16 protein-coding genes are annotated in these 19244 nt (G+C 53.4%); 8 read left to right on the top strand and 8 right to left on the bottom strand.

Annotated elements, in window-relative coordinates; all coding sequences use genetic code 11:
- Positions 1-203: 203 nt before the first annotated feature.
- Positions 204-923: a winged helix-turn-helix domain-containing protein gene (locus HGT1_RS15935; protein WP_176250942.1), complete on the bottom strand. Its 720-nt coding sequence runs from the start codon at positions 921-923 to the stop codon at positions 204-206.
- A 219-nt stretch (positions 924-1142) separates the two neighbouring features.
- On the opposite strand from HGT1_RS15935, the gene HGT1_RS15930 reads away from it, so the two are divergent.
- The 3 genes from HGT1_RS15930 (at position 1143) to HGT1_RS15920 (ending at position 3323) form a co-directional block, all read left to right on the top strand.
- The gene (locus tag HGT1_RS15930) at positions 1143-1319 is read left to right on the top strand and encodes a hypothetical protein (protein ID WP_176250941.1); all 177 of its coding nucleotides are present in this window, start codon (positions 1143-1145) and stop codon (positions 1317-1319) included.
- A gap of 256 nt (positions 1320-1575) precedes the next feature.
- The gene (locus HGT1_RS15925; RefSeq protein WP_176250940.1) at positions 1576-2040 is read left to right on the top strand and encodes a MucR family transcriptional regulator; all 465 of its coding nucleotides are present in this window, start codon (positions 1576-1578) and stop codon (positions 2038-2040) included.
- Between the two features lie 146 nt (positions 2041-2186).
- Positions 2187-3323, top strand: a complete 1137-nt coding sequence (locus HGT1_RS15920; protein WP_176250939.1) for a flagellar motor protein MotB — start codon at positions 2187-2189, stop codon at positions 3321-3323.
- A 10-nt stretch (positions 3324-3333) separates the two neighbouring features.
- Here HGT1_RS15920 and HGT1_RS15915 read toward each other — a convergent pair whose 3' ends face one another.
- Positions 3334-3906: a flagellar motor protein gene (locus HGT1_RS15915; protein ID WP_176250938.1), complete on the bottom strand. Its 573-nt coding sequence runs from the start codon at positions 3904-3906 to the stop codon at positions 3334-3336.
- Positions 3907-4068: 162 nt separating this feature from the next.
- On the opposite strand from HGT1_RS15915, the gene motA reads away from it, so the two are divergent.
- Positions 4069-4938 carry a flagellar motor stator protein MotA gene (motA, locus tag HGT1_RS15910; RefSeq protein WP_176250937.1) on the top strand — a complete coding sequence of 290 codons (870 nt, stop codon included), beginning with the start codon at positions 4069-4071 and terminating at the stop codon, positions 4936-4938.
- A gap of 39 nt (positions 4939-4977) precedes the next feature.
- Positions 4978-5373, top strand: a complete 396-nt coding sequence (locus tag HGT1_RS15905; RefSeq protein WP_176250936.1) for a flagellar motor protein — start codon at positions 4978-4980, stop codon at positions 5371-5373.
- A gap of 17 nt (positions 5374-5390) precedes the next feature.
- Here HGT1_RS15905 and HGT1_RS15900 read toward each other — a convergent pair whose 3' ends face one another.
- From HGT1_RS15900 to HGT1_RS15875, 6 genes are all read right to left on the bottom strand, one after another.
- Positions 5391-5780, bottom strand: coding sequence for a response regulator (locus tag HGT1_RS15900; RefSeq protein WP_176250935.1), 390 nt, complete (start codon positions 5778-5780; stop codon positions 5391-5393).
- A gap of 36 nt (positions 5781-5816) precedes the next feature.
- Positions 5817-9095 (bottom strand): ATP-binding protein, encoded by a 3279-nt coding sequence (locus tag HGT1_RS15895; RefSeq protein WP_176250934.1) that lies wholly within the window; start codon positions 9093-9095, stop codon positions 5817-5819.
- A 244-nt stretch (positions 9096-9339) separates the two neighbouring features.
- Complete coding sequence (gene repC / locus HGT1_RS15890) at positions 9340-10623, bottom strand: plasmid replication protein RepC (protein WP_176250933.1); 1284 nt, start codon at positions 10621-10623, stop codon at positions 9340-9342.
- 164 nt (positions 10624-10787) lie between these two features.
- Positions 10788-11780 carry a plasmid partitioning protein RepB gene (gene repB, locus HGT1_RS15885; protein WP_176250932.1) on the bottom strand — a complete coding sequence of 331 codons (993 nt, stop codon included), beginning with the start codon at positions 11778-11780 and terminating at the stop codon, positions 10788-10790.
- Between the two features lie 78 nt (positions 11781-11858).
- Positions 11859-13064, bottom strand: a complete 1206-nt coding sequence (gene repA, locus HGT1_RS15880; protein WP_176250931.1) for a plasmid partitioning protein RepA — start codon at positions 13062-13064, stop codon at positions 11859-11861.
- Positions 13065-13777: 713 nt separating this feature from the next.
- Positions 13778-14893 carry a tyrosine-type recombinase/integrase gene (locus HGT1_RS15875; protein WP_176250930.1) on the bottom strand — a complete coding sequence of 372 codons (1116 nt, stop codon included), beginning with the start codon at positions 14891-14893 and terminating at the stop codon, positions 13778-13780.
- Between the two features lie 112 nt (positions 14894-15005).
- Between HGT1_RS15875 and HGT1_RS15870 the strand changes: the two genes are divergently transcribed.
- The 3 genes from HGT1_RS15870 (at position 15006) to HGT1_RS18435 (ending at position 19194) form a co-directional block, all read left to right on the top strand.
- Positions 15006-15899 carry a DUF1403 family protein gene (locus tag HGT1_RS15870; protein ID WP_176250929.1) on the top strand — a complete coding sequence of 298 codons (894 nt, stop codon included), beginning with the start codon at positions 15006-15008 and terminating at the stop codon, positions 15897-15899.
- A 2-nt stretch (positions 15900-15901) separates the two neighbouring features.
- Positions 15902-16486 carry an SMC-Scp complex subunit ScpB gene (locus HGT1_RS15865; RefSeq protein WP_176250928.1) on the top strand — a complete coding sequence of 195 codons (585 nt, stop codon included), beginning with the start codon at positions 15902-15904 and terminating at the stop codon, positions 16484-16486.
- A 428-nt stretch (positions 16487-16914) separates the two neighbouring features.
- Positions 16915-19194, top strand: a complete 2280-nt coding sequence (locus HGT1_RS18435; RefSeq protein ID WP_303396419.1) for a Hint domain-containing protein — start codon at positions 16915-16917, stop codon at positions 19192-19194.
- The last annotated feature ends 50 nt before the right edge of the window (positions 19195-19244 follow it).

Here is a 19244-nt window from a genome sequence, read left to right as displayed (position 1 = left end):
AGCGGGCGATTCGGAGCGAATCTCTCGAAATTGCCCACTTCAGATTGTATTGACGTTACGGAAGGAAAACGCCCTCAGATAACCTTCGAACCGTCATTCGGCCCTCAGCTGCAGGCCGAAGGTAATGTATTCCGGGGAAGACGGCCATCATTCAGATAGGGACATTCCGGCTAAGGCCAACAGCGGCTCTGATCAGCGTTGCCCTAAACTGACAGTCGCGCAATCTGCAACAGTTCGCCCAAGTCTCGTTTCACTGTGAGTTGATATCCGGATGAGCGAATGGTCGACAAATCAATTGCACCGTCAAACATGCCCACCAGCTTTTTCCGAATCTTGGCAACGTGAACATCAAATTTTCTGTCCCCGTAACGCCAAAGCCGCGAGTCCACCTCTAGGCTCAGCGCGTCACGAGACACAATTTCACCGGTATGCATGAAAAGAACATGTAAAATCTGGGATTCTTTGACGGTCAGGTCAGCGTTAGAGGCAACAATCGCTTCGATCTCGCCAAGCCGCTCGCTTCTATACAAATGTGCCAAGTCCAGGCTCTTGCCCAACCGCAGCAAAATTCGCAGTGCAAGTTCATTGATGGAGATCGGCCAGTCGAAGACATCAACGGCCCCCGCCAAGAACGAAAGAACGCCGGTTTCAGAACCCGTATTATTCAGAACCATGACCATAGGGCCGTCCGGCATCGTCGAGATTTCCTTGATGGCTTCAAATGTCGCGTCAGGGACCTCAGGAAGTTGAACCAAAATCAAATCATGTAAAGATGTCTTGCGAGGCTGGCTCTGGATGTCCTCTATCGTGTCGACCACATCAAGATCACAGCAAAGCACCGTTTCGACCATGCGCGTAACCGTGGCGCGCACAGCATCGTCGGCGCTTATCAGAAGAAGGGGTATTTTCGCATGACCGTCCATTATACCTTCCAGATACTCCTGAGCATACAGTGCCCCGTTAACGACTCGTTTCCATCAAGGATATCAGTGTTTACGTTTCTCACAACCTTTTGGCGGTCGCCCAGGTACAAGGACAAATTTATTTTTGATATGTTTAACCTTTTTTAACTTTAAGCTCTAAGTATCCATCAAAGGGTTGCAGAAAGCACCCAATAATATTTTGAGGCTAGGTTCACTGATATGAAACATAGAATTGACCGACTTACCCCGCGCAACTCAGCGCTTGCCGCCGCTGCACATTTGCAAAAATTGATTACCCTGACCAAAGACGACAGTTTTTTGACAGAAACCATCAAGGTAGCCAATCAAGTCGTGCGTTCATCTGATCTTAGTATTTTCAATCAGAAGATGCATTAATAGTTTTCAATCGACCTGTTGTACGCGCCTTTGAGGGCCAATCATCTGACAATGTCGAGAAAGTTCACATGGTTTGTGTGACCTCAATACATTGAAAACAGGGTGTTTTATGGCAATTCTCAATTTCCGGTTGCAGTTTTACCAACAGTCAGGTTGCGAACAAAAGACTTGAGAAACTCTTGAAAGATGTGCATTAACAAATACTTATGTACTTAAGAGTATTCTTCCAAAAGAATGTAAGAAAGTGAGTGCCAGCGTGAGTGATTTTCTTGATGTTAGTCTGCCAAAGGCAACAGTCAGTATTTTGACTGCCTTTGCAGGACGTGAACACGTAACTGTAGAAGAAGTATTATCGCTGGCCCGGGAACTTCCCAAGGTTCTGGCGGAGAATGCTGGCTACAAAAAGACTGCAGTCGCGTCAAAAGAGTTGCCGCAAGCCCCCCCTTCGGACGCCCCTATGGTTGATGTTGCCAATTCGGTTACTGAAGACGCGGTGATTTGCCTTTGTTGTGGACGTGCGTTCACCATGCTCAAACGGCATCTGCGCGCAGAGCATGGGCTGACCGAAGCCGCCTACCGTGAGAAATTCAATCTCGCAGACGACCATCTTCTGGTCGCACCAAGCTATTCAATCCGGAAGGCTGCGACCGCCAAGCGTATCGGGTTGGGCAAGTATTCCCGGGAAAATACCGATCAATCCCCCCCGGTTTCGGGCGCTTAACCCCCCTGCCCCGCAGCGTCTCACCTTTGACATAGTTTCGTCCATCTAGTTTCACTTTTGAAACCGATAAGTCTCTCAAGCTCAAGAAGCAGAAGCTTTTTTTTGCCAACAGAACCGAAGAGTTCGAATTGTGAGAGGCGGAACTTATGGCAGCGACCACGCAGCCCAAGATTTTCAGGAAGATCGAAGTAATCGAGGGAGGCGGCCACCACGGTGGCGGCTGGAAGGTTGCTTATGCTGACTTTATGACGGCAATGATGGCCTTCTTCCTCCTCATGTGGATTTTGGCGAGCGCCGACGAGCAAAAGCTTCGTGGCATTGCAGAATATTTCACCGATGCCTCCATGCCAGGCGGGATTGGCGTTCTTGACGGTGCAACTCTTGGCCCGGCTGGCACTTTGACCGCATCCAACGGCGCGGTCGTTGCCCGGGGTACGCAATTGGGAATGGTTGACGATCCTGCGCCGGCCAAGTGGGAGATCAGAGACACAACCCAGTCGAGCGATGTGCAGCAGTCAGATGAAGAAATGAAATCTAAAGACGGCGCAGCAGACGAGCATGAAAACAGCTCCTCTTCGGCAGCTGACGCAGCACACGATGCGATTCTTCAAGATATGATCAAGCAGGAACGGCTTCTCGACGAACAGAAGTTTGCGGAGCTTGAAAAAGACTTGCTTCAGGCGATGCAAGAGCATCCTGAACTTGAGCCCCTGATGAAAAACATCATGTTCGAGAAAACGCCAGACGGATTCCTCATTCAAATTATTGACCAGGAAGGTCAGCCAATGTTCGTAAGTGGACGGGCAGAAATGCAAACTTCGACCTTGAAGCTGATTGAGAGCCTGGGAAGTTCATTGTCAAAGCTGCCCAATAGAATCGTGTTATCCGGCCATACAGACTCCATAAAGTTTCAGGATAGCAAAGTGTACGATAACTGGGATCTCTCATCGGATCGCGCCAACGCCACACGTCGAGTATTTGAAAGCTCGGGCGTTTCGCTGGACCGGATCATTCGTGTTTCCGGCCTTGCCGACACCCAAGCGCTCGTTCCGGAAAACCCCGAGGACCCATCGAACAGGCGGATTTCAATTCTGCTCAAGTATAATGCGCCAAAAAATGCACCGCAGACCAATGACATTGTGAAAGACAAACCTGAAACCACAGGTCATGTTGAGCAAAAGGATAGCCAGCACGCAGACGCTACCGCCGACCATGTAAAAGAGGAAAACCTAGCAGCTGTCGATGATCAGGTGTTCGAAAACCTGCTTAACGTGCTACGGTAATCGCCCATCGTTACGCCTGCGCGAAGGATACAGACTTTCCGCTGCGCCGGCTTGAGAATTGCGGGCGGCGGGATCTTTCCGCAGACCGGCGCAAGAATTCGGGCAGCAGTGAATTGGTGCTGTCCGTTTGCGTTTTTCTCCCAGTTCGATAACCGGCAAAGCGGTTCGTCGCACATTGGGGGGTCGGCCGCTCGGAGCCTTTCAACCCAAGAAGAAGGGCCGGATCCAGCCCCTCTTCCAGTGCATAATTGTAGTTAACCGAATAATCCAAAGCGTCTTCCAAGATCCCTTGGTCAGATGCGATCAAGGTCATCAAGCGACGCTCATCAGAATAGAAGAATGTCTTTGTCTCATAACCCGGTACCTGAGGCACAAAATAAACGCTATTATCCTGAAGCTTCAGCCTCTCGACAAGCCGCTTTGGCATCGAGGCACGTTCATCACGCCGGAAAACGTTCAGACTACACTCACCAGACTGGTAAAGACATGTCGCCAGACAAATGTGATCAGGCCAGCCCGCAAAAATATACTTGAGATCATCCGCGTCAATGAGAACAACCAAGACGCGTTCAGTATCAGACATGCTTGCGAGCTCCGGAATCAAAAAGTTAGATTTAGTGTATTATCTAAGTTCATTTAACTATAATCAACCAAGCAGAACAATATCAAAAGCAAAAACTGTTGAACTGTTATTGCGAACTGCAAGATTAAGTGGCACCTTTAGCCAAAATAGCATGGATAAAAAATGACGATAATCATTGGATTTGCAGTTGTGATGGGCATGGTCTTCGGCGGCTATATGCTGTCGGGCGGTGACATGGGCATCATCACACATGCCCTCCCCTTTGAAGGGATGATGATTGGCGGCGCGGCTTTAGGGTCGTTTATTGCCGCAAACTCCTTTGCAAACATCGCCGGTGCAGGGAAGGCGTTGGTAAAAGCATTCAAAGGTCCCAAATGGAAATCAACTGACTACGTTGATCTCTTGAACCTGATGTATACCCTCGCGAAAATGTATCAGCAATCCGGGATGTTAGCCCTCGATGAACATATCGAAAACCCGAAGGAAAGCGCGATATTCTCTAAATATCCAAAGCTTCAGAAAGACCATTTTGCGATTGACCTGATCACTGACAGCTTCCGGATGCTGGCCATGCAATTTGACGATCCATACCAAGCCGAAGACGTGATCAATAGGAAGCTCAAGAAGCACCACCACGAAGCGTCTGTCGCCCCGCATGGCCTTACAACTGTTTCAGATGCTTTGCCGGCGATCGGGATTGTTGCCGCTGTTCTTGGTGTTATCAAAACCATGTCTTCCATCGACAAGCCACCCGCGGTGCTTGGGGCCATGATTGGTGGGGCATTGGTCGGAACTTTTCTTGGCGTATTCTTGGCTTATCTTTTTGTTTCACCAATTGCGAACCGTCTGCAAGCGATCGAAGATCAGGACGGTATTTATTATGCGGTGATCCGCGATATTTTCATCGCGATCCTGCACAATCATTCACCCGGGATTTGTACGGAAATTGGCCGCGGGAACATTCCAACCAGCCTTCAACCCTCCTTCTATGAGATGGAAGAAGCGCGGAAATCCCTCTCCGAGGCGGCATAATCCATGCCAACGCGGGACCGCCTAAGAGCACTGCGATTGGTGAGCCGTATCAAGCAATACGAGCTTGAGGCGATCGGAGCGGAACTGTCGGGGCTTCGTGCCAACCTGAATGACGTTGTTAATCAAAGTGAAGATTTGGCCAAAACCGCGTCCCAGGAAACTGCCAATTCCACAACAGATACGCGCCCATATCTTCCAAGCTATCTGGCTTCTGTTGACCATCACCAACGACTGCTCAGCCGGAAAAGCGAAGACATTGAAGCCGGGATTTCCAAGCTACAGACCAGTTTGCTGGATGCATTTCGCGATGTAAAAACCAAAGAAAATGTTCTTTCGCGGCTATCCCAAGCGGTCGATTTGGAGGTTGAGCGCACTGAAAACTCAGCCCTGGATGACGCAACGCGGAGCCTGTCGGCGCTCAAACACACTATTTAAGCCCAGCAGCATTGCCGCTAGGCTGAGTATTTGGCTTTCCAAATCTCGCGAATTTCGTCTGCGAGCGTCATCGGATCGAACGGCTTGACGATGATGGCCAAATCGTTCGGATCAGACAGCAACTTCTGGTTTTCCGGCCCGGCGCGCGCAGTCAGATAGATTGCGGGACAGTCTTTGTAATCAGGGAGTTTTCTAACCTGCTCCATCATTTCCGGCCCCGTCAAACCGGGCATCTGCACATCTGTAACAATAAGCTGTGGCGCAAACCCGTTTAACAGCTCGATTGCGCTCGTCCCGTTTTCGGCCTGTTTAATCTGAAATCCGCCAATAAGCTCAAGAGCAAGGCCAACGATCTCAACAAGCTGCTGATCGTCATCAACGTGCAAAATTCTTTCAAGGGTGTCCAATTTCAACAGTCCAAATATTGATCGTTTCAGCTAAATCTATGAGGCGATACGCTTGCTTGAGGCACCGCCGGAGGTGGAAAACTTGGAAACAACCCCATGGCCAGCCGATGGAGCGGCGACTGAATAGCCTAAGATGCAAGTCGGCCACCCTTCTGGCAATTTGCCGTTTTGAACTGGAAAAATTGCCAGCCCGACTATATCGTCAGTTCTTAAGAACTTTGCTAATAGATCATATTTGATTAAATTACTGTCTTCAACTGTCGATAGGTTGCTGGTGACTGTCGCTCTACTGTTTTCTGCCAGCCAAGTTTTCACATTTGCTTCGGTACATTCAGTCAAAACCTTAAGGTCGGCTACGTCGCCCAACAGGCCACCAGTATTGTTGAGCCACCTTTGAATTGAACTTTCCGCTGCAATCGACCCCTGAAAAACATTGCCGACCACGTGCGCCGGCACCTCGATTATATAGACGTCCGAATTGCGAAGAACCTTGTTTTCAAGCGCTGAATCAAGGAATTTATAGGTCGCGTCATTGAACCAATTCTTAGCATGCACTTGACCGACGACCCCCTTACTCTTGGAAAACTGTTTCAGACTTGGCTTGCCAGTTTCAAGATTAACCTTCACGTCATCTTCACCAAACTGATCGATCAGCCTTTGGATCGCGGAACTGCCCAGGATGCTATCAATTGGATGGATGTTGTTGGATATCTGTCCTGTAAAGTCGTGCATCGGTTGGCCATCAGGGGTTTCAATCTGTAGCGGAATCACGTCTTCACCATTCGCGGCGACCTTTGGCAGATCAACAAAGAACTCCGTCCCTTGCTTTTCTTTACTCACAAAATATACGCGGCCTTGGTGCTTGCCGATGATCTCTCTTACAATCGAAAGACCCAAACCAGACCCACCTTTTGAACGGGTATCGGAACTGTCGGCCTGCACGAACCGTTCAAATATCGTGCCGTGCAAATGTTGTGGGATCCCCACGCCAAAATCCCTAACGCTGAGCCTGAGCATGTTGTCCTTTTCGACCAGTGACACGAAAATCTCGTCGCCCTTTTGGGAAAACTTTGAAGCGTTAGAAATCAGGTTATCCATGACGCGGGCCAGACTGTCAGGGTTACCATAAGCAAGCAAAGGGGCGTCAATGTTTACGTCGATCCGGCGCACGTTGACGCCCAAATTTCCAGAGTAGATACTATTGGCTTCCAAGGCCTGGTTCACCAATGAACTCAGGTCGAAAACCTCCATTTTCAAGTCCATTTTCTTCGCATCGAACTTTTCGATATCAAGAATATCGTTGATAAGCTTGATCAGCCGGTCGCAATTGAGGGTCGCGATTTTTACAAGTTTGCCCATCTTTTCCGGAACGTGACCTACTGCATTTGACCCGATGATCCCCAACGCACCCTTGATTGACGTGAGCGGCGTACGCAATTCATGGCTGATCGTTGCAATGAATTCTTTCTTTGCGCGCTCCGCTACCTTTCGCTCCGTAATGTCACGATAGATCACAATGAACCTCGGCTCGTCCCCCGGCGGCGTCGCATATTCCAAGTTAATCTCAAAGGTGACGCCGGTCTTGGCCTCCACTTCCCATGTGGCACGACCAGACCCCTTTTCGATCAGGTCCAAACAGCGCTCTTTAAACTCCTCGAACCTTTCGGAGTTAAGGAAGTCGGAAACCTTCTTGCCTTTCCAACCGCCTTTCCCGCGGCCATTTATCAAGATTTCCTGCGCTGCTGCGTTCACATAAGACAATTCATAGGTTTTGGGCCGAACGACGATGACCAGGTCCTGAAGCAGCTCAAGAGTATTGTTAAAGCGTGTCTCGGAAATACCCTCGCGGGTTTTGGTGACATCCGACGCCACCATGGCGATTTCGACCATTTCCTGGCTGGGGTTTTGCACCTGAATAAATGTGCACTCGAGCCAGACCGGCTTGCCGTTTCTGTTCAAAAACTGCTGCACGCCTTTCCATGTGCGACGTTTGGATACCATCGATCCGATTTCTTCATCAAAGGCGGCCTTGTTTTCCGGCACCAGAAAGTCGCTCAACGCGTGCTGGATCAGTTGGTTACGCTTCAGGCCCATCACATCTTGGAATTGTTCATTCACGTGGGTGATAACGCCGTCATGCGACAACATGCAGAAGACAGAGTGGGCCTCCACCGCAGTTCTGTAAAACTCCTTTGAACGCAGCTCGGACGCCAGTACGTTCCTGCGCTCTTCAGCAAGCCGCGCACTCTTAACAAGTTCTCTTACAAGAAAAACAAAAGAACCGATGATAAGGGCGGCAACAGCGATGGCGATCCATTTATATCGTTCAAGGATATTGGTCGCGGCAAGCTGCATTTGGCTTTCATAGGGACGCGCCCCGAGGGCCATCAATAGCTTGCGCACCTGCTGGTAATTTTGTGGGGCCTGCCAGACAACTCCGCCCATCGCTTTGGATTCAGCGGTTTGGCCGTTGATCTGCAAAAGGGATTCAATCGTAATGGCCATCGCTTCCTCGGATAGGCTTGGAAGCGCGGCCAGAACCGACCCTGGAAAAATCGGGGTACTCACCCAGAACGGATAATCGGCATGTTTAATAGCCGAGATTGGCCGTAATTCATCAAGTTCCAACCGCCCTTCGCGGGCCAGTTTTTCAAGAACACCGGCACGAATAACGCCAACATCCACAAGCCCGGACTGAACAGCCGAAACGACCTCCAGCTGATTGCCGCCGGAGAATATGGCCGTTTGTAATACAGATGCTTCGTCAATCCCTTGCGCGCGAAACTGTTGAACGGCCAACTTCCAGCCAATAAAATCGCTTCGATCGATGCCCATAATTCGCTGACCAACGGCATCAGACAATGTCTTGATATTGCTATCTTGGCGCGTAAAAATCACAGCACCGGTCTTGTCATAGCTTTTTCCGTCCCACACCTGCGCGATCGACGACAAAGCCCGCGCGCCCATCTCTTCTTCGGCGGCAACGAAACCGGCAGCATCGGTGAAAATCAGGTCAAACCCTGATGTCTCTTCAGCCGTGTAGTTTGACTGTGCGAAATATGGTTCGATCTTGAAACGGTAATTCAGCCCCCGATCCCGCGCTGAGGCATCCAGAAATTCCTTGGTCAGCTTCCAGTCTTCCAGAGCGCGTGTAACACCCTCTGAGGCGCTGACCCCAATCGTAAGTTCGGCTATTTCAGAAGGATCATTCGTTACCTCTTGAGACTGCAAAGGCCCGATTGAAGTAATAATAATGCTCAGGGCGAGAAAAACTAATCTGAATACTTGCCCGAGCTTGGACCGCAGGCCTACCAAATCTTGGGCAGCTCTATCGGAATCTAAGCATCGTCTCGATAGCATTTTCGTACCCAAGAATATTGATTTTGCCGATCACACCGCAGGACAGGCTCGTCACAGTAGTTAAAACGTTAATTTACGTTTATGGCAAATGTTTGACGACGGAAACAATGACGTTTCAGAGCCAGCATTGTATCATTAACACGATCTGTGCCCGAAATACCCTTCTGAAAGGGAACTCCCTTCAGTGTAAAGGGCACTATCACGAGGCCGGCCCATTCAACCGCCCGTAAAAACTGCGCTCCAGATGCAACTCCCCTGCCCCGGCTTTTTCAACCATCCCGCGCAGATAGCCCCCCGGAGAAACCACTTCGCCCGTGCAGTGTTTTTCGAACACAAGAACAAGGGCTGCTGTCGCCACTTGCTTGCCCAACTGGTCCTGCGCCACGTGCCATGCGTGTTCTGAAATGCCGATCATTGGCCTGAGCTGACCCGCCACGCGGTGAACGTCAGACCAATCCTTGAGGTATCCAGCCATATCCTGAGCCCATGATGCGAATTCTGGACAGGCTTGCATGACCGTTGGCAGATCAAGAGAGGTAGCGCGTAATTTATGCGTTTTGGCTGCCCAATCCTCCTTAACCATCTCGGTTTTGTAATCACCCATTGTGTTTATCACGGCATCAGCCATTTTTTCTTTATCTAGGCGGCTACTAATTACAGGTTTAAGTTTATTTGTAATTAGTATGTCAGGTTCAAAAATGACCTCCGTGGGGTTCATTTTATGTGTTTTCTCAGGTGTTTCTGACTTAATTATCGTGAAGTTATCAACAGCCTCAATCACCTCGGTTTCTTCGAAAATGGTCCGCTCAACACGGGCTTGAAGGGCTCTGAACCACGCAAGAAGCTGCTGCAATGCATCAGATGCCGTTGGGCGCCGAGGGAGCTTGCTGAGCAGCTCTTCGAAAAGATTTGTAAGTTGCGTCCATGGGCCGCTGTAGCCCCCTGACAGGGCAGCGTCGATTTGTGCGCGGATCATCCGACGGGAAACGGTAATCTGGCGCTTGAGGCGTTGGCAAAGCTCGCGTTCGGCGCGCAACTCCATATACAACTGCTCGAACTCTTCGACACGCGCCGAAAGCGGTGCCAGATCGAAACCATAGGCTTCGATGATGACACCATCCGCGTCCCTACGCCCCCAGCGTTTGCCATTTGGGCTGTCCTTGAAAGCAATAACACCGGCTTCCGCAAGGCGCCTGGAGTGCCGTTTCAGCGCTGACAGTGAGAACCCCGTTTGGTCCATCAGATAAGCGTTAGAGGCCCAGACAATCGGGCGCCTGCCCTCTTCCCAGTCCTGAGCCTGTGTAAATGCCCCCAGCGTATCCAAAAGCATCATATCGCCGGCCTTCAGCCCGATATGTGCACCTACACGTTTTACCGCGACGAATGCCTTTGATTTGGATGCAGAAATCTGTTCACCGGCTTGGGCAAATTGCGCTGCAACCCCAAGACCCGGTGTCGGCTTGCGCCAACCTGACTGTTTCATACCTGTGTCTCACCTCCATATATGTGGAGGCAAAAGAAATCCGTTCACCAAATCGGTGTTGCTTTGTTGACAGCGATTCGCGGGAGAGGTATCTATCAGGTGTTCAAATTGATTAGATCAGCTCTCAGGCCGCTTGGTTTGGGGGCTTTTCTTTTGCCTTTAGTTCACTCGATCTTCTCCTGTTTTGACGAGAGAAATGCTTGATAGAGGCCGTCAAGGTTTTCAGCGAGATAATCACCGAATTCCGAGGCATCTGTTGATGTCAGTGAAACGCTGAACGCTTTGCCAGACTTCCCCAAAACACCTTTTATCCGTCCGCCATTGGCGGTCCAGGTCCGCTTTTGCGGGCCCGCGCGTTTCGCTTTATTCCGAACCACCCTGCCCTTTTCAGAGAGTTTGCTCAGAAGAAGCTCGAATCGCGCGTCACTGTGCAACTCGGCAAAGCTGGGCTCTGCCACCAATTGCTGCGTCAACTTTATGTTTTCCGGCTCAGACATCAATTTCTTGAAGCCTTCCCAACGGTCCCGACCGATCTGTTTTGCCGGGCCAACGGCATCGATGATGTCGTTAGGGATTTGCTGCGCGACGGACAACATCCGCGACAGCAGCGTGCCATCTACAGTTAGCGCAGACATAATGACATCTTTTGGCTGACCAATTTCTAACAGGCTTCTGGCAAAAACTGCCTTCTCTACGAACGACAGATCGGCCCGTGCTGTGTTTTCGTGGCCTTGTGCAAGGATATGCGCAACATCATCCATTGGCTTGACGACAGCACGGACCATACGTCCCAGCTCTGCGGCAGCACGTACGCGTCGGTGGCCAAAAACGACCATGAAACGTCCAGAGGTTTCTGGATGCGGGCGCAACAGCACGGGTGTGTCTTGTTGCCCTTTTGCGATAGACGCCTTGAGCTCTTGAAACGCCTCGTCATCCAGCCCGAGCCGGTCGCTGACAAAAGAGCTGTCGATTAGGTTTGGGGCGATTTCAACAATCGTTTCGCCCTCCATCATCCGGCGCGCATCTTCCGCAAGACTGTCGATGGACACTTTCATAGACTTTGAGGCGCCGCGCATCGCGTAATTTGTGCGACTGCCATCGCGCGCCTTATCGCCGGCTGGATCCATTACACTTTTCAAGAGATCTTTACGCGCCATGATGGCCCTCCAAATCGGTTCCCCAGAGGCAATGTTTGATCGAAATTCTAAAATCTGCACGGCTGTCAAAAACGCTCATTATGGGCGCCCCCAAGCTTCGTGAATGAGATCGGCAATTTCATCATTAACCGCGTTAAGAGAATCCATCGCACGGTCATAGGTCGCACGCACGAACTGAGACCGCTCCACCTCGTAAAGGGTTTGTTTGGTGATGCCCGCGTCAGATATCGCCGTAGATTTGACCATATGAGATTGCAGCATTTGTCCGGGGAACATGGCTTGCATGAAGCCGACCATTTGCTTCTGCGGGCTGTCCGTTGGTTCAAACCGTGTCACCAGATAGCGGAACCACTTGAGGTTCATCTGTGCTCCCGCATCGCGGATCGTCTTCATGATCCCGCCCAACATCAAAAGGAACTGGCTCATCGACATGACGTCCAGCATTTGCGGATGAACGGTAATCAATACCGAACTCGATGCAGTCAGCGCCGTAAGAGTCAAATACCCCAGCTGTGGAGGGCAATCGATAACGACGATATCGTATCGGTCATCTACCTCCTTCAGGGCTTCGGATATCCGGGTAAAAAACGCGCGGCCAGCCTGAGGGTCTTTGCTCGTTAATGCGACGGGCGTATCGTATTCGTACTCCTGCAAATCTAGGCTTGCAGGGACGATGTCAAGGTTTGGGATATTTGTGTTGCGGATGACTTCCGAGATCGGGCGCCGCTCTCCATCATAGCGCAATGTCTCATAGAGAGAGGGGACTTCATCGAGCTCCGGCTGGATACCGTGAAGCGCCGTAAGCGATGCTTGAGGATCCAGATCAATCGCCAGAACCCGGTGGCCGCGCAAGGCAAGGTGCTGGGCAAGGTGCGCAGCGGTTGTGGTCTTTCCCGAGCCGCCCTTGAAGTTCACTACTGACACGACGTGCATATCTTCGCCGTCCTGGCGATGCGGCACATACCGCTTCTTTCCGGAACGCCCATGCTTGTCGAGATAGGCTCTCAATTCAAGCATTTGCTCTGCGGAATATGTCCGCCGTCCTGACGGTGACGTCGTTGGCTCAGGGCCTTTGCCTTCAAGGTGGAGTTTCTTGATGTTTGATTGAGTGACCCCGAGGAAGTATGCGACTTCAGCCAGGCTGAACTGGCGTAGACTCTTTTGTGCGTTGGGGGGATACTGCTCCATACGCAACATATTGAGCCTGTCAGAAATCAGTTCCCCTTGCTCGAGAATGATCTCGTCGAAAGGTTTTGGAGCCTCGTTGTTCTCAAATTTTTGCATACTGACTGCCCGCTCTTATCAAATATCGCTTTTAGCGCGATTTCACTTACACAAGTGTCACTAAAGGGGATTTTCGAGTCGGGCAACAAGTTTTCATCCCGGGACGCCAGACAGTGTAAATATTGTAGGGAGCCCCACATCTTGTGGCGCGCCGATGTCGTGGCGCAATTTCAGCATACGCACTGCCTGAGGTTAAGGCGGGAATAACAAGCCAGCACCATCTAAGATACTGGTATTAATCCATTTATTAGATTTGCACGGCTGTCAAACTGCAGCGTTCGGACCATTCTGCTGAATTTTGGCCGGCTAGGAGGTGGTATCAGCCCTATGATTGGTCCGTTTGGTCGTCAGAGTGAGTTTAAATGCAAAAATCTCGCAATCCGCAGGTGGGACCAAGGAAAAAATGTGCGGTTCGCGGAATGCACTCCCGGCGATTCTCTTTCGCAAGCAGAGCGGTTCACCCGATCTCAGAACCTTCCGATAGACCCACCCAGGATCACAGATCACCTCCATCCCGCAATTTTTTGTCTGCTTCTTTGAAGCGGAGGCGAGCCATGGTAAACAGGTGCATGCCATTTCGGTTTATAATCCTACCGACATCATTTTGACCGTAGCGTTGCGGTTGAGCCAGAAATTGTCCGCAGACAATTTGCTTTCAATGAGGCAGTCGAAGAGGGTTCATGACAATGCCAGCCCAGACAACCCCATCGAAATCAAAGTCCCGCAGCCTTCGTCAGGTTCACCCTGAACCGATCCCTGCGCCGCTGGTACCGGCGGGTCATCTCAGCCGATGCATGGCCAAGGTGCTTCTGGATGTAGCGCTCGTCGACCTCTGCACTCGACGCCAGACCCGCCCGCAAGCTATGCCCCGAGAACAGGGCAAGCCGGTCTTTTTCGGACAGATCACTACGGATGCCCGCGTCCAATACAGTTTGTTTGATAAGCCGTGCGACGTGTTTGTCAGAGAGGCGCGCATCGAGGGCGCGCTTGTTGTCACGGGTGGTCCGGCGGAAGAGGGGGCCAAAGTCGATCTTGGCGAACTGCAGCCATTGCTCCAGCGCATGGACTGGGCAGGTTTGATCCGACGATCCCCGGCCAATCTCGACCTCGCGCCAGCCGGTTTTTCCGCGCAGGAACAAGATCGCGCCGTTATCTTCGATCTCAACCCAACCACCGCTATCTGGCGTATCATCGCGGCTATGATCAAGGCTGACAATCTCGGAGCGACGCAGCCCACCCGCATAGCCAATCAGCAGGATCGCACGGTCCCGCAATCCGCGCAGATCAAAGGGCAGGGTGGCTACCATGGCGCGGATGTCTTCAGCCAGCACCGCTTCTTTCTGAACGGGCGGCCGCGCGTGCTTGCGCCGGATGCCAGCCAGAACAGTCGCGATATGCCGGTCCTTACGATCAAGCGTAAAGCCGCGCTGCTGGTAGTGCCAGGCAAGGCCAGACAGGCGGCGCTCGATGGTCGATACCGACAGCGGTCGTGCTGGACGGGCAGGGGTCTCGGTGTCGGGCGCTGCACAGTTCGCAATGTAGAGCCCGATCAGTTCCGGGCTGGGGGGCAGCGCGTTTGCGCCGCGCCTGCGACACCAACGCGTAAAATGCGCCCAGTCTTTAGCATACGCCTTATTGGTGTTCTCAGCCGTTGCCTGACGTGCATAATCGCGCGCGGTATCTACAAGACGGTCGAGAGGACCCGACCCCGCCACATCGTTAGGCAGGCTCAAGCGCTCATCAGTAGACGGAAGCGCATCGTTTGCTTCATCGGGCCTAGGTATATTCAGGCGTGATTTGTCGTTGTTTTCTGTCATGCTGCTGAACATACCCGTTATGTCCGATAATGCAAACTTATTGGACATAACGTGGTCGTACAGGATGGGGCGGTTATAGCACTATATGCTGGCTAAAAGCGCCGCCCAAGGTTAGGCTTCGCATATGAAACACGCGCTAACCCCACTTGATGCGGACCAAAAGACATTACCCCCGATGCCGGGGTGGGTCACCTCTGCCCGCAATGAATCTCTTGAAGATGTGGCGTTTTTGTCAGGTGCGGCGCTCGGCCACCTGCATCTTGTGGTGGCGCGGGCGGACGTCCCCCAAACCTTGTTGCGCGAGCGGTTGGCGCTGCGCGCTGCAGAGGCCAGTGTGGCCCAGTCGGGACGGCCAGAGCGGGCCGCAGACCTGCGCGATGCCCTGCATCTGATGCGGCCCGGCGACCTGCCCGGCCCCGCGGGGGAGATTTATCAGCACTGGCGACAAGCGATCGAACGACCGATCTCGGTCACCGCGCTGCACCGTGCCCTACCGACCTATTCTAAGACCGAACTCGCGGTCTGGCTCGGCGGACCTGGCGCGGGGCAGGGTGGCCCGGTGGGGCGTGCGTCATCCGTGTTTGAGGCGGTGATGTCGGATCATCCGCGCGCGGAGCATGTGGCGCTCCTTCTGGCGGATGCGGCGCTGGCGCAGGCCTTGGGATGGCACTATGCGGTGCCGTTGCTGGGGGTCGGGCTTACACCGCGCGATCTGCGCAAGACCGGTGATGATCTGCGGCTTGCCTGTCACCGCGCTGTCGTGGCATCGGCCATTGAGACAACCCGGATGGCGGCTGATCTGGCGCGGCGCGCGGCGCGTCTTCACGCGGTGGCTCCCAGGCTGCGCGCCAAGGGCGCAGGGGAGGCGGTTGAGATGTTTCTGACCCGCGATGCCGTGGCTCCGTCTGCCTTGCCGTTGCCGGATCGGGCGGCGCGGCGGCTGTGCGATCGGCTGGTGAGTTTGGGTGCGCTGCGCGAAGTGACGGGGCGCGACAGTTTCCGCCTCTACGGGGTGTGAATATGGCAAAACACCACCCCGCTGACCTGGACCGCGCCCTTGCCGATCTGCCGCCAGAGCAGCGCTGGCGCATATGGATGCGCAGGATCGAAGCGGTGCTGTTCGCGAGTTCTGCACCGGTGCCGCGCGCGGATCTGGCGCGGGTAGTGGGGGATGCTTCGGTTGATCTGCTGATCGAGGATCTCGCCGCCGACCTGGAAGGGCGGGCGTTCGAGGTTGCCCGCGTTGCCGACGGGTGGATTTTGCGCACCCGCGCCGTCTACGCGCCCGCAATCCGCGCGGCAGCAGAGGTGGGTAATCAGGATCTTGACCTGAGCGAATTTGACACCGCGGTGCTGGCCGCCATTGCCTATCATCAGCCAATCACGCGCGACGGATTGAAAGACATCTTCGGCAAGGAGATCAGCCGCGATCTGATCGGACGGCTGAACGGTCTGGGTCTGATCGGGACGGGCCCCCGCAGCCCCCGGCGCGGCGCGCCCTACACCTTTGTCACAACCGACCGGTTCCTGGTGGCCTTCGGGTTGGAGAGCCTGCGGGATTTGCCGGACAAGGAGCAATTGCAAGATGCGGGAATCGCGCTGTAGTAGGGCAGGTCTGCCGTGGTATCATACGGAATACGCCTGCTAGCCCTGACTTCCAAACGACGGCGAGACTTCAGTCTTGATCGGGGCGGATCAGTCCTTCGGCATACCCATAGCAGAACGAAGCGTTTGCTATGACCTCGCCTATCTTCTGAAAATTAAGAATATCAAGACGCAGGCACTCGGCCAGCGGAATAAAAAACTTGTGTTCTAGCCCACGCATACGAGGCAAGGCGCTTGCTTTGGCACCATGTCCGAAAATCAGCCGGAAAGGGAAAGAACCAGAAAAATTTACGACAGATCCAACAAAACACACCGGCCAACTGATTGATTGGATGTGCAAAAGGTTGACGCAAAGCAAACATATTTTTTACCTCAATTTAATTTATCGACTTCAGAAAGGTGACTACTTAAAGAGTGAGGGGCTGAACATGGCCACTGTGACCGGCGGAACCGGCGACGATACATTGACCGGTACGACGGGCGCGGACAGCATCCAAGGCAACGGCGGCAACGACTCTCTGCGTGGCCTTTCCGGCAATGATACGATTGCGGGAGGCACCGGGAACGACACCATCTATGGCGGGCAAAAGGGTCCGCCAAGCTACACGGCGGTCAATAACGGGCAGACAATTAACGGGACCACCGGCCAGGACTATTTCCGTTGGGCCGCCGAAGATGGCTCCATTGCGACCATCCGTCTTGATGACGGGGGCGGTAGCGACAATGATGGTGACAATGTCGCGGATTACGTGCTGGTCGAGACGACGAACACGACCAATACCCTTGCCTTGCGTGGATTCGACTATGGCACGGACAAGATCGTCCTGCAGGAAAACTACACCGGCATCACATCTTCGGTCACTCAGCATTCGCCGACCACCTACGGCGTTATTTACACAGTCACATATGCAAACGGGAACACGCAAACCTTCAATATCGAACTGAACGGAACAGGCCCGATCAGCCCCGATCAGATATTTACGACGACGCAGCCGACGGTCAGTGACGACGACAGTCTTTCCGGTGGTGATGACGCCGATACCTTCGTGATCGAGGATGACTTTGGCAACGATACCATCGTCGGGGGCGAGGGCGGGACTGATTACGACACGATGGACCTGTTGGCTCTGACGGGTCCGGTCACGGTGACATATACCGGGGCCGAGGCCGGGACGATCACCTATGGCACGAACACAATCACATTCTCCGAGATTGAGCATCTGGTACTGACCGAGCAGGCGGACACAGTCGATGGCTCTGCCGACACCGCAGGCATGTACATCGAAGCCCGGGGCGGCAACGACTACATTCTCGGCGGCGCGGGCAATGACAGCCTGCGAGGCGAGGATGGCAACGATACGCTGTCCGGGCAGGCGGGCGACGATTCGGTTGCGGGCGGGGCGGGCGACGATCTGATCTATACCGGATACGGTGCCGACACGGTCTGGGGCGATTCCGGATCGGATCGGTTCGTCATCGACGATGGGGACGGGTCGGTGACGGTCTATGCCAGCGACGAAGGCGGCGACACCGATACGCTGGACTTCAATACCGGTGCTGCAACGAATGGGGTCATTGTCAGTTTCGGTGGATGGGAATTCGGCACGTTCAATTTCGACGGGACGACCGGCACCTTCTACGAGATCGAGGCCGTTTCTGGAACGGATCTGGCCGATAGTCTGGATGCGTCCGCTGATATGTCGGGGCTCGAACTGTCCGGTGCGGCGGGTGACGACACGGTTCTGGGCGGAATGGGCGATGACGTTATCGATGGCGGCACCGGTGACGATACCATCGCAGGCGGGCAGGGCAACGACACGATTACCGGCGGTGATGGCAGCGACACGTTCAGCTATGCCGCAGGCGACGGCATAGACACGATCACCGATTTCAACACCGGCAATACGGGCACGCTGAATGACGGTGACAGCACCAACAACGATTTCATCAATCTGTCGGCTTTCTATGATGACATCTGGGAATTGCACGCCGACCAAGCCGATGATGGCATTCTAAACCAGTCCAACGACGGGATCGGCGGTGCCGACTACTCTAACAATGCGAGCTTTGGCACCGGCGGCCTTATCTTTTCAGGTGCCAGCGCGGATAATCCCAGTTTCACCTCCGAAAACACCGGCGTTGTCTGCTTTACGACCGGTACTGCCATTCGCACACCGCGCGGTGATGTCCTGATCGAAGACCTTCGGGTCGGCGATCTGGTGATCACGGCCGACAATGGTCCGCAACCCATCCGCTGGATCGGCACACGGCAACTGGATCACGAGGCCCTGCGCGCTGCGCCAAACCTCAGGCCGATCCTGATCAAGGCAGATGCCTTGGGCAACGTGCGGTCATTGTTCGTCTCTCCGCAGCATTCCATGATGGTTGGCGAAAGCAATCTGGTGCGCGCGAAACATCTTGCCGAATATATGCCGGGCGTGCGCATCGCCATCGGCAAGCGGTCGGTCTGCTACGTCCATCTGATGTTCGACGCCCATCAGATCATTTTTGCCGAAAACGCCCTGTCGGAGAGTTTTTATCCCGGACCGATGAGTCTCAAGATGATGGGGCATGAGCCTCGAACGGAGCTGCTATCGCTGTTCCCCGATCTTCGGGCAGACCCGAGCTTGCGCGCTTTTCCGGCAAGCTGGTACGGCGGGCCTGCACGCGAGGTGATCAGACGGCGCGACTTGGCCGTCCTGTTTTAAACGCATCACCTGAATTTCATTTCGGGTAGGGCCGGATTCGATCTGCAGAT

Origin of the sequence: Sulfitobacter sp. HGT1 (genome assembly GCF_013282155.1) — a bacterium.
GTDB lineage: Bacteria > Pseudomonadota > Alphaproteobacteria > Rhodobacterales > Rhodobacteraceae > Sulfitobacter.
The sequence above is the reverse complement of the archived record's forward strand: the minus strand, read 5'-3'. Positions and strand labels throughout refer to the sequence as shown.

Excerpts from the sequence above, each read along its gene's own strand:
- repC (WP_176250933.1), bottom strand. The coding sequence starts at position 10,623 with ATGAAACAGTCAGGTTGGCGCAAGCCGACACCGGGTCTTGGGGTTGCA.
- repA (WP_176250931.1), bottom strand. The coding sequence starts at position 13,064 with ATGCAAAAATTTGAGAACAACGAGGCTCCAAAACCTTTCGACGAGATC.
- repB (WP_176250932.1), bottom strand. The coding sequence starts at position 11,780 with ATGGCGCGTAAAGATCTCTTGAAAAGTGTAATGGATCCAGCCGGCGAT.
- HGT1_RS15870 (WP_176250929.1), top strand. The coding sequence starts at position 15,006 with ATGAAACACGCGCTAACCCCACTTGATGCGGACCAAAAGACATTACCC.
- HGT1_RS15920 (WP_176250939.1), top strand. The coding sequence starts at position 2,187 with ATGGCAGCGACCACGCAGCCCAAGATTTTCAGGAAGATCGAAGTAATC.
- HGT1_RS15935 (WP_176250942.1), bottom strand. The coding sequence starts at position 923 with ATGGACGGTCATGCGAAAATACCCCTTCTTCTGATAAGCGCCGACGAT.
- HGT1_RS15865 (WP_176250928.1), top strand. The coding sequence starts at position 15,902 with ATGGCAAAACACCACCCCGCTGACCTGGACCGCGCCCTTGCCGATCTG.
- HGT1_RS15915 (WP_176250938.1), bottom strand. The coding sequence starts at position 3,906 with ATGTCTGATACTGAACGCGTCTTGGTTGTTCTCATTGACGCGGATGAT.
- motA (WP_176250937.1), top strand. The coding sequence starts at position 4,069 with ATGACGATAATCATTGGATTTGCAGTTGTGATGGGCATGGTCTTCGGC.
- HGT1_RS15930 (WP_176250941.1), top strand. The coding sequence starts at position 1,143 with ATGAAACATAGAATTGACCGACTTACCCCGCGCAACTCAGCGCTTGCC.
- HGT1_RS15875 (WP_176250930.1), bottom strand. The coding sequence starts at position 14,893 with ATGTTCAGCAGCATGACAGAAAACAACGACAAATCACGCCTGAATATA.
- HGT1_RS18435 (WP_303396419.1), top strand. The coding sequence starts at position 16,915 with ATGGCCACTGTGACCGGCGGAACCGGCGACGATACATTGACCGGTACG.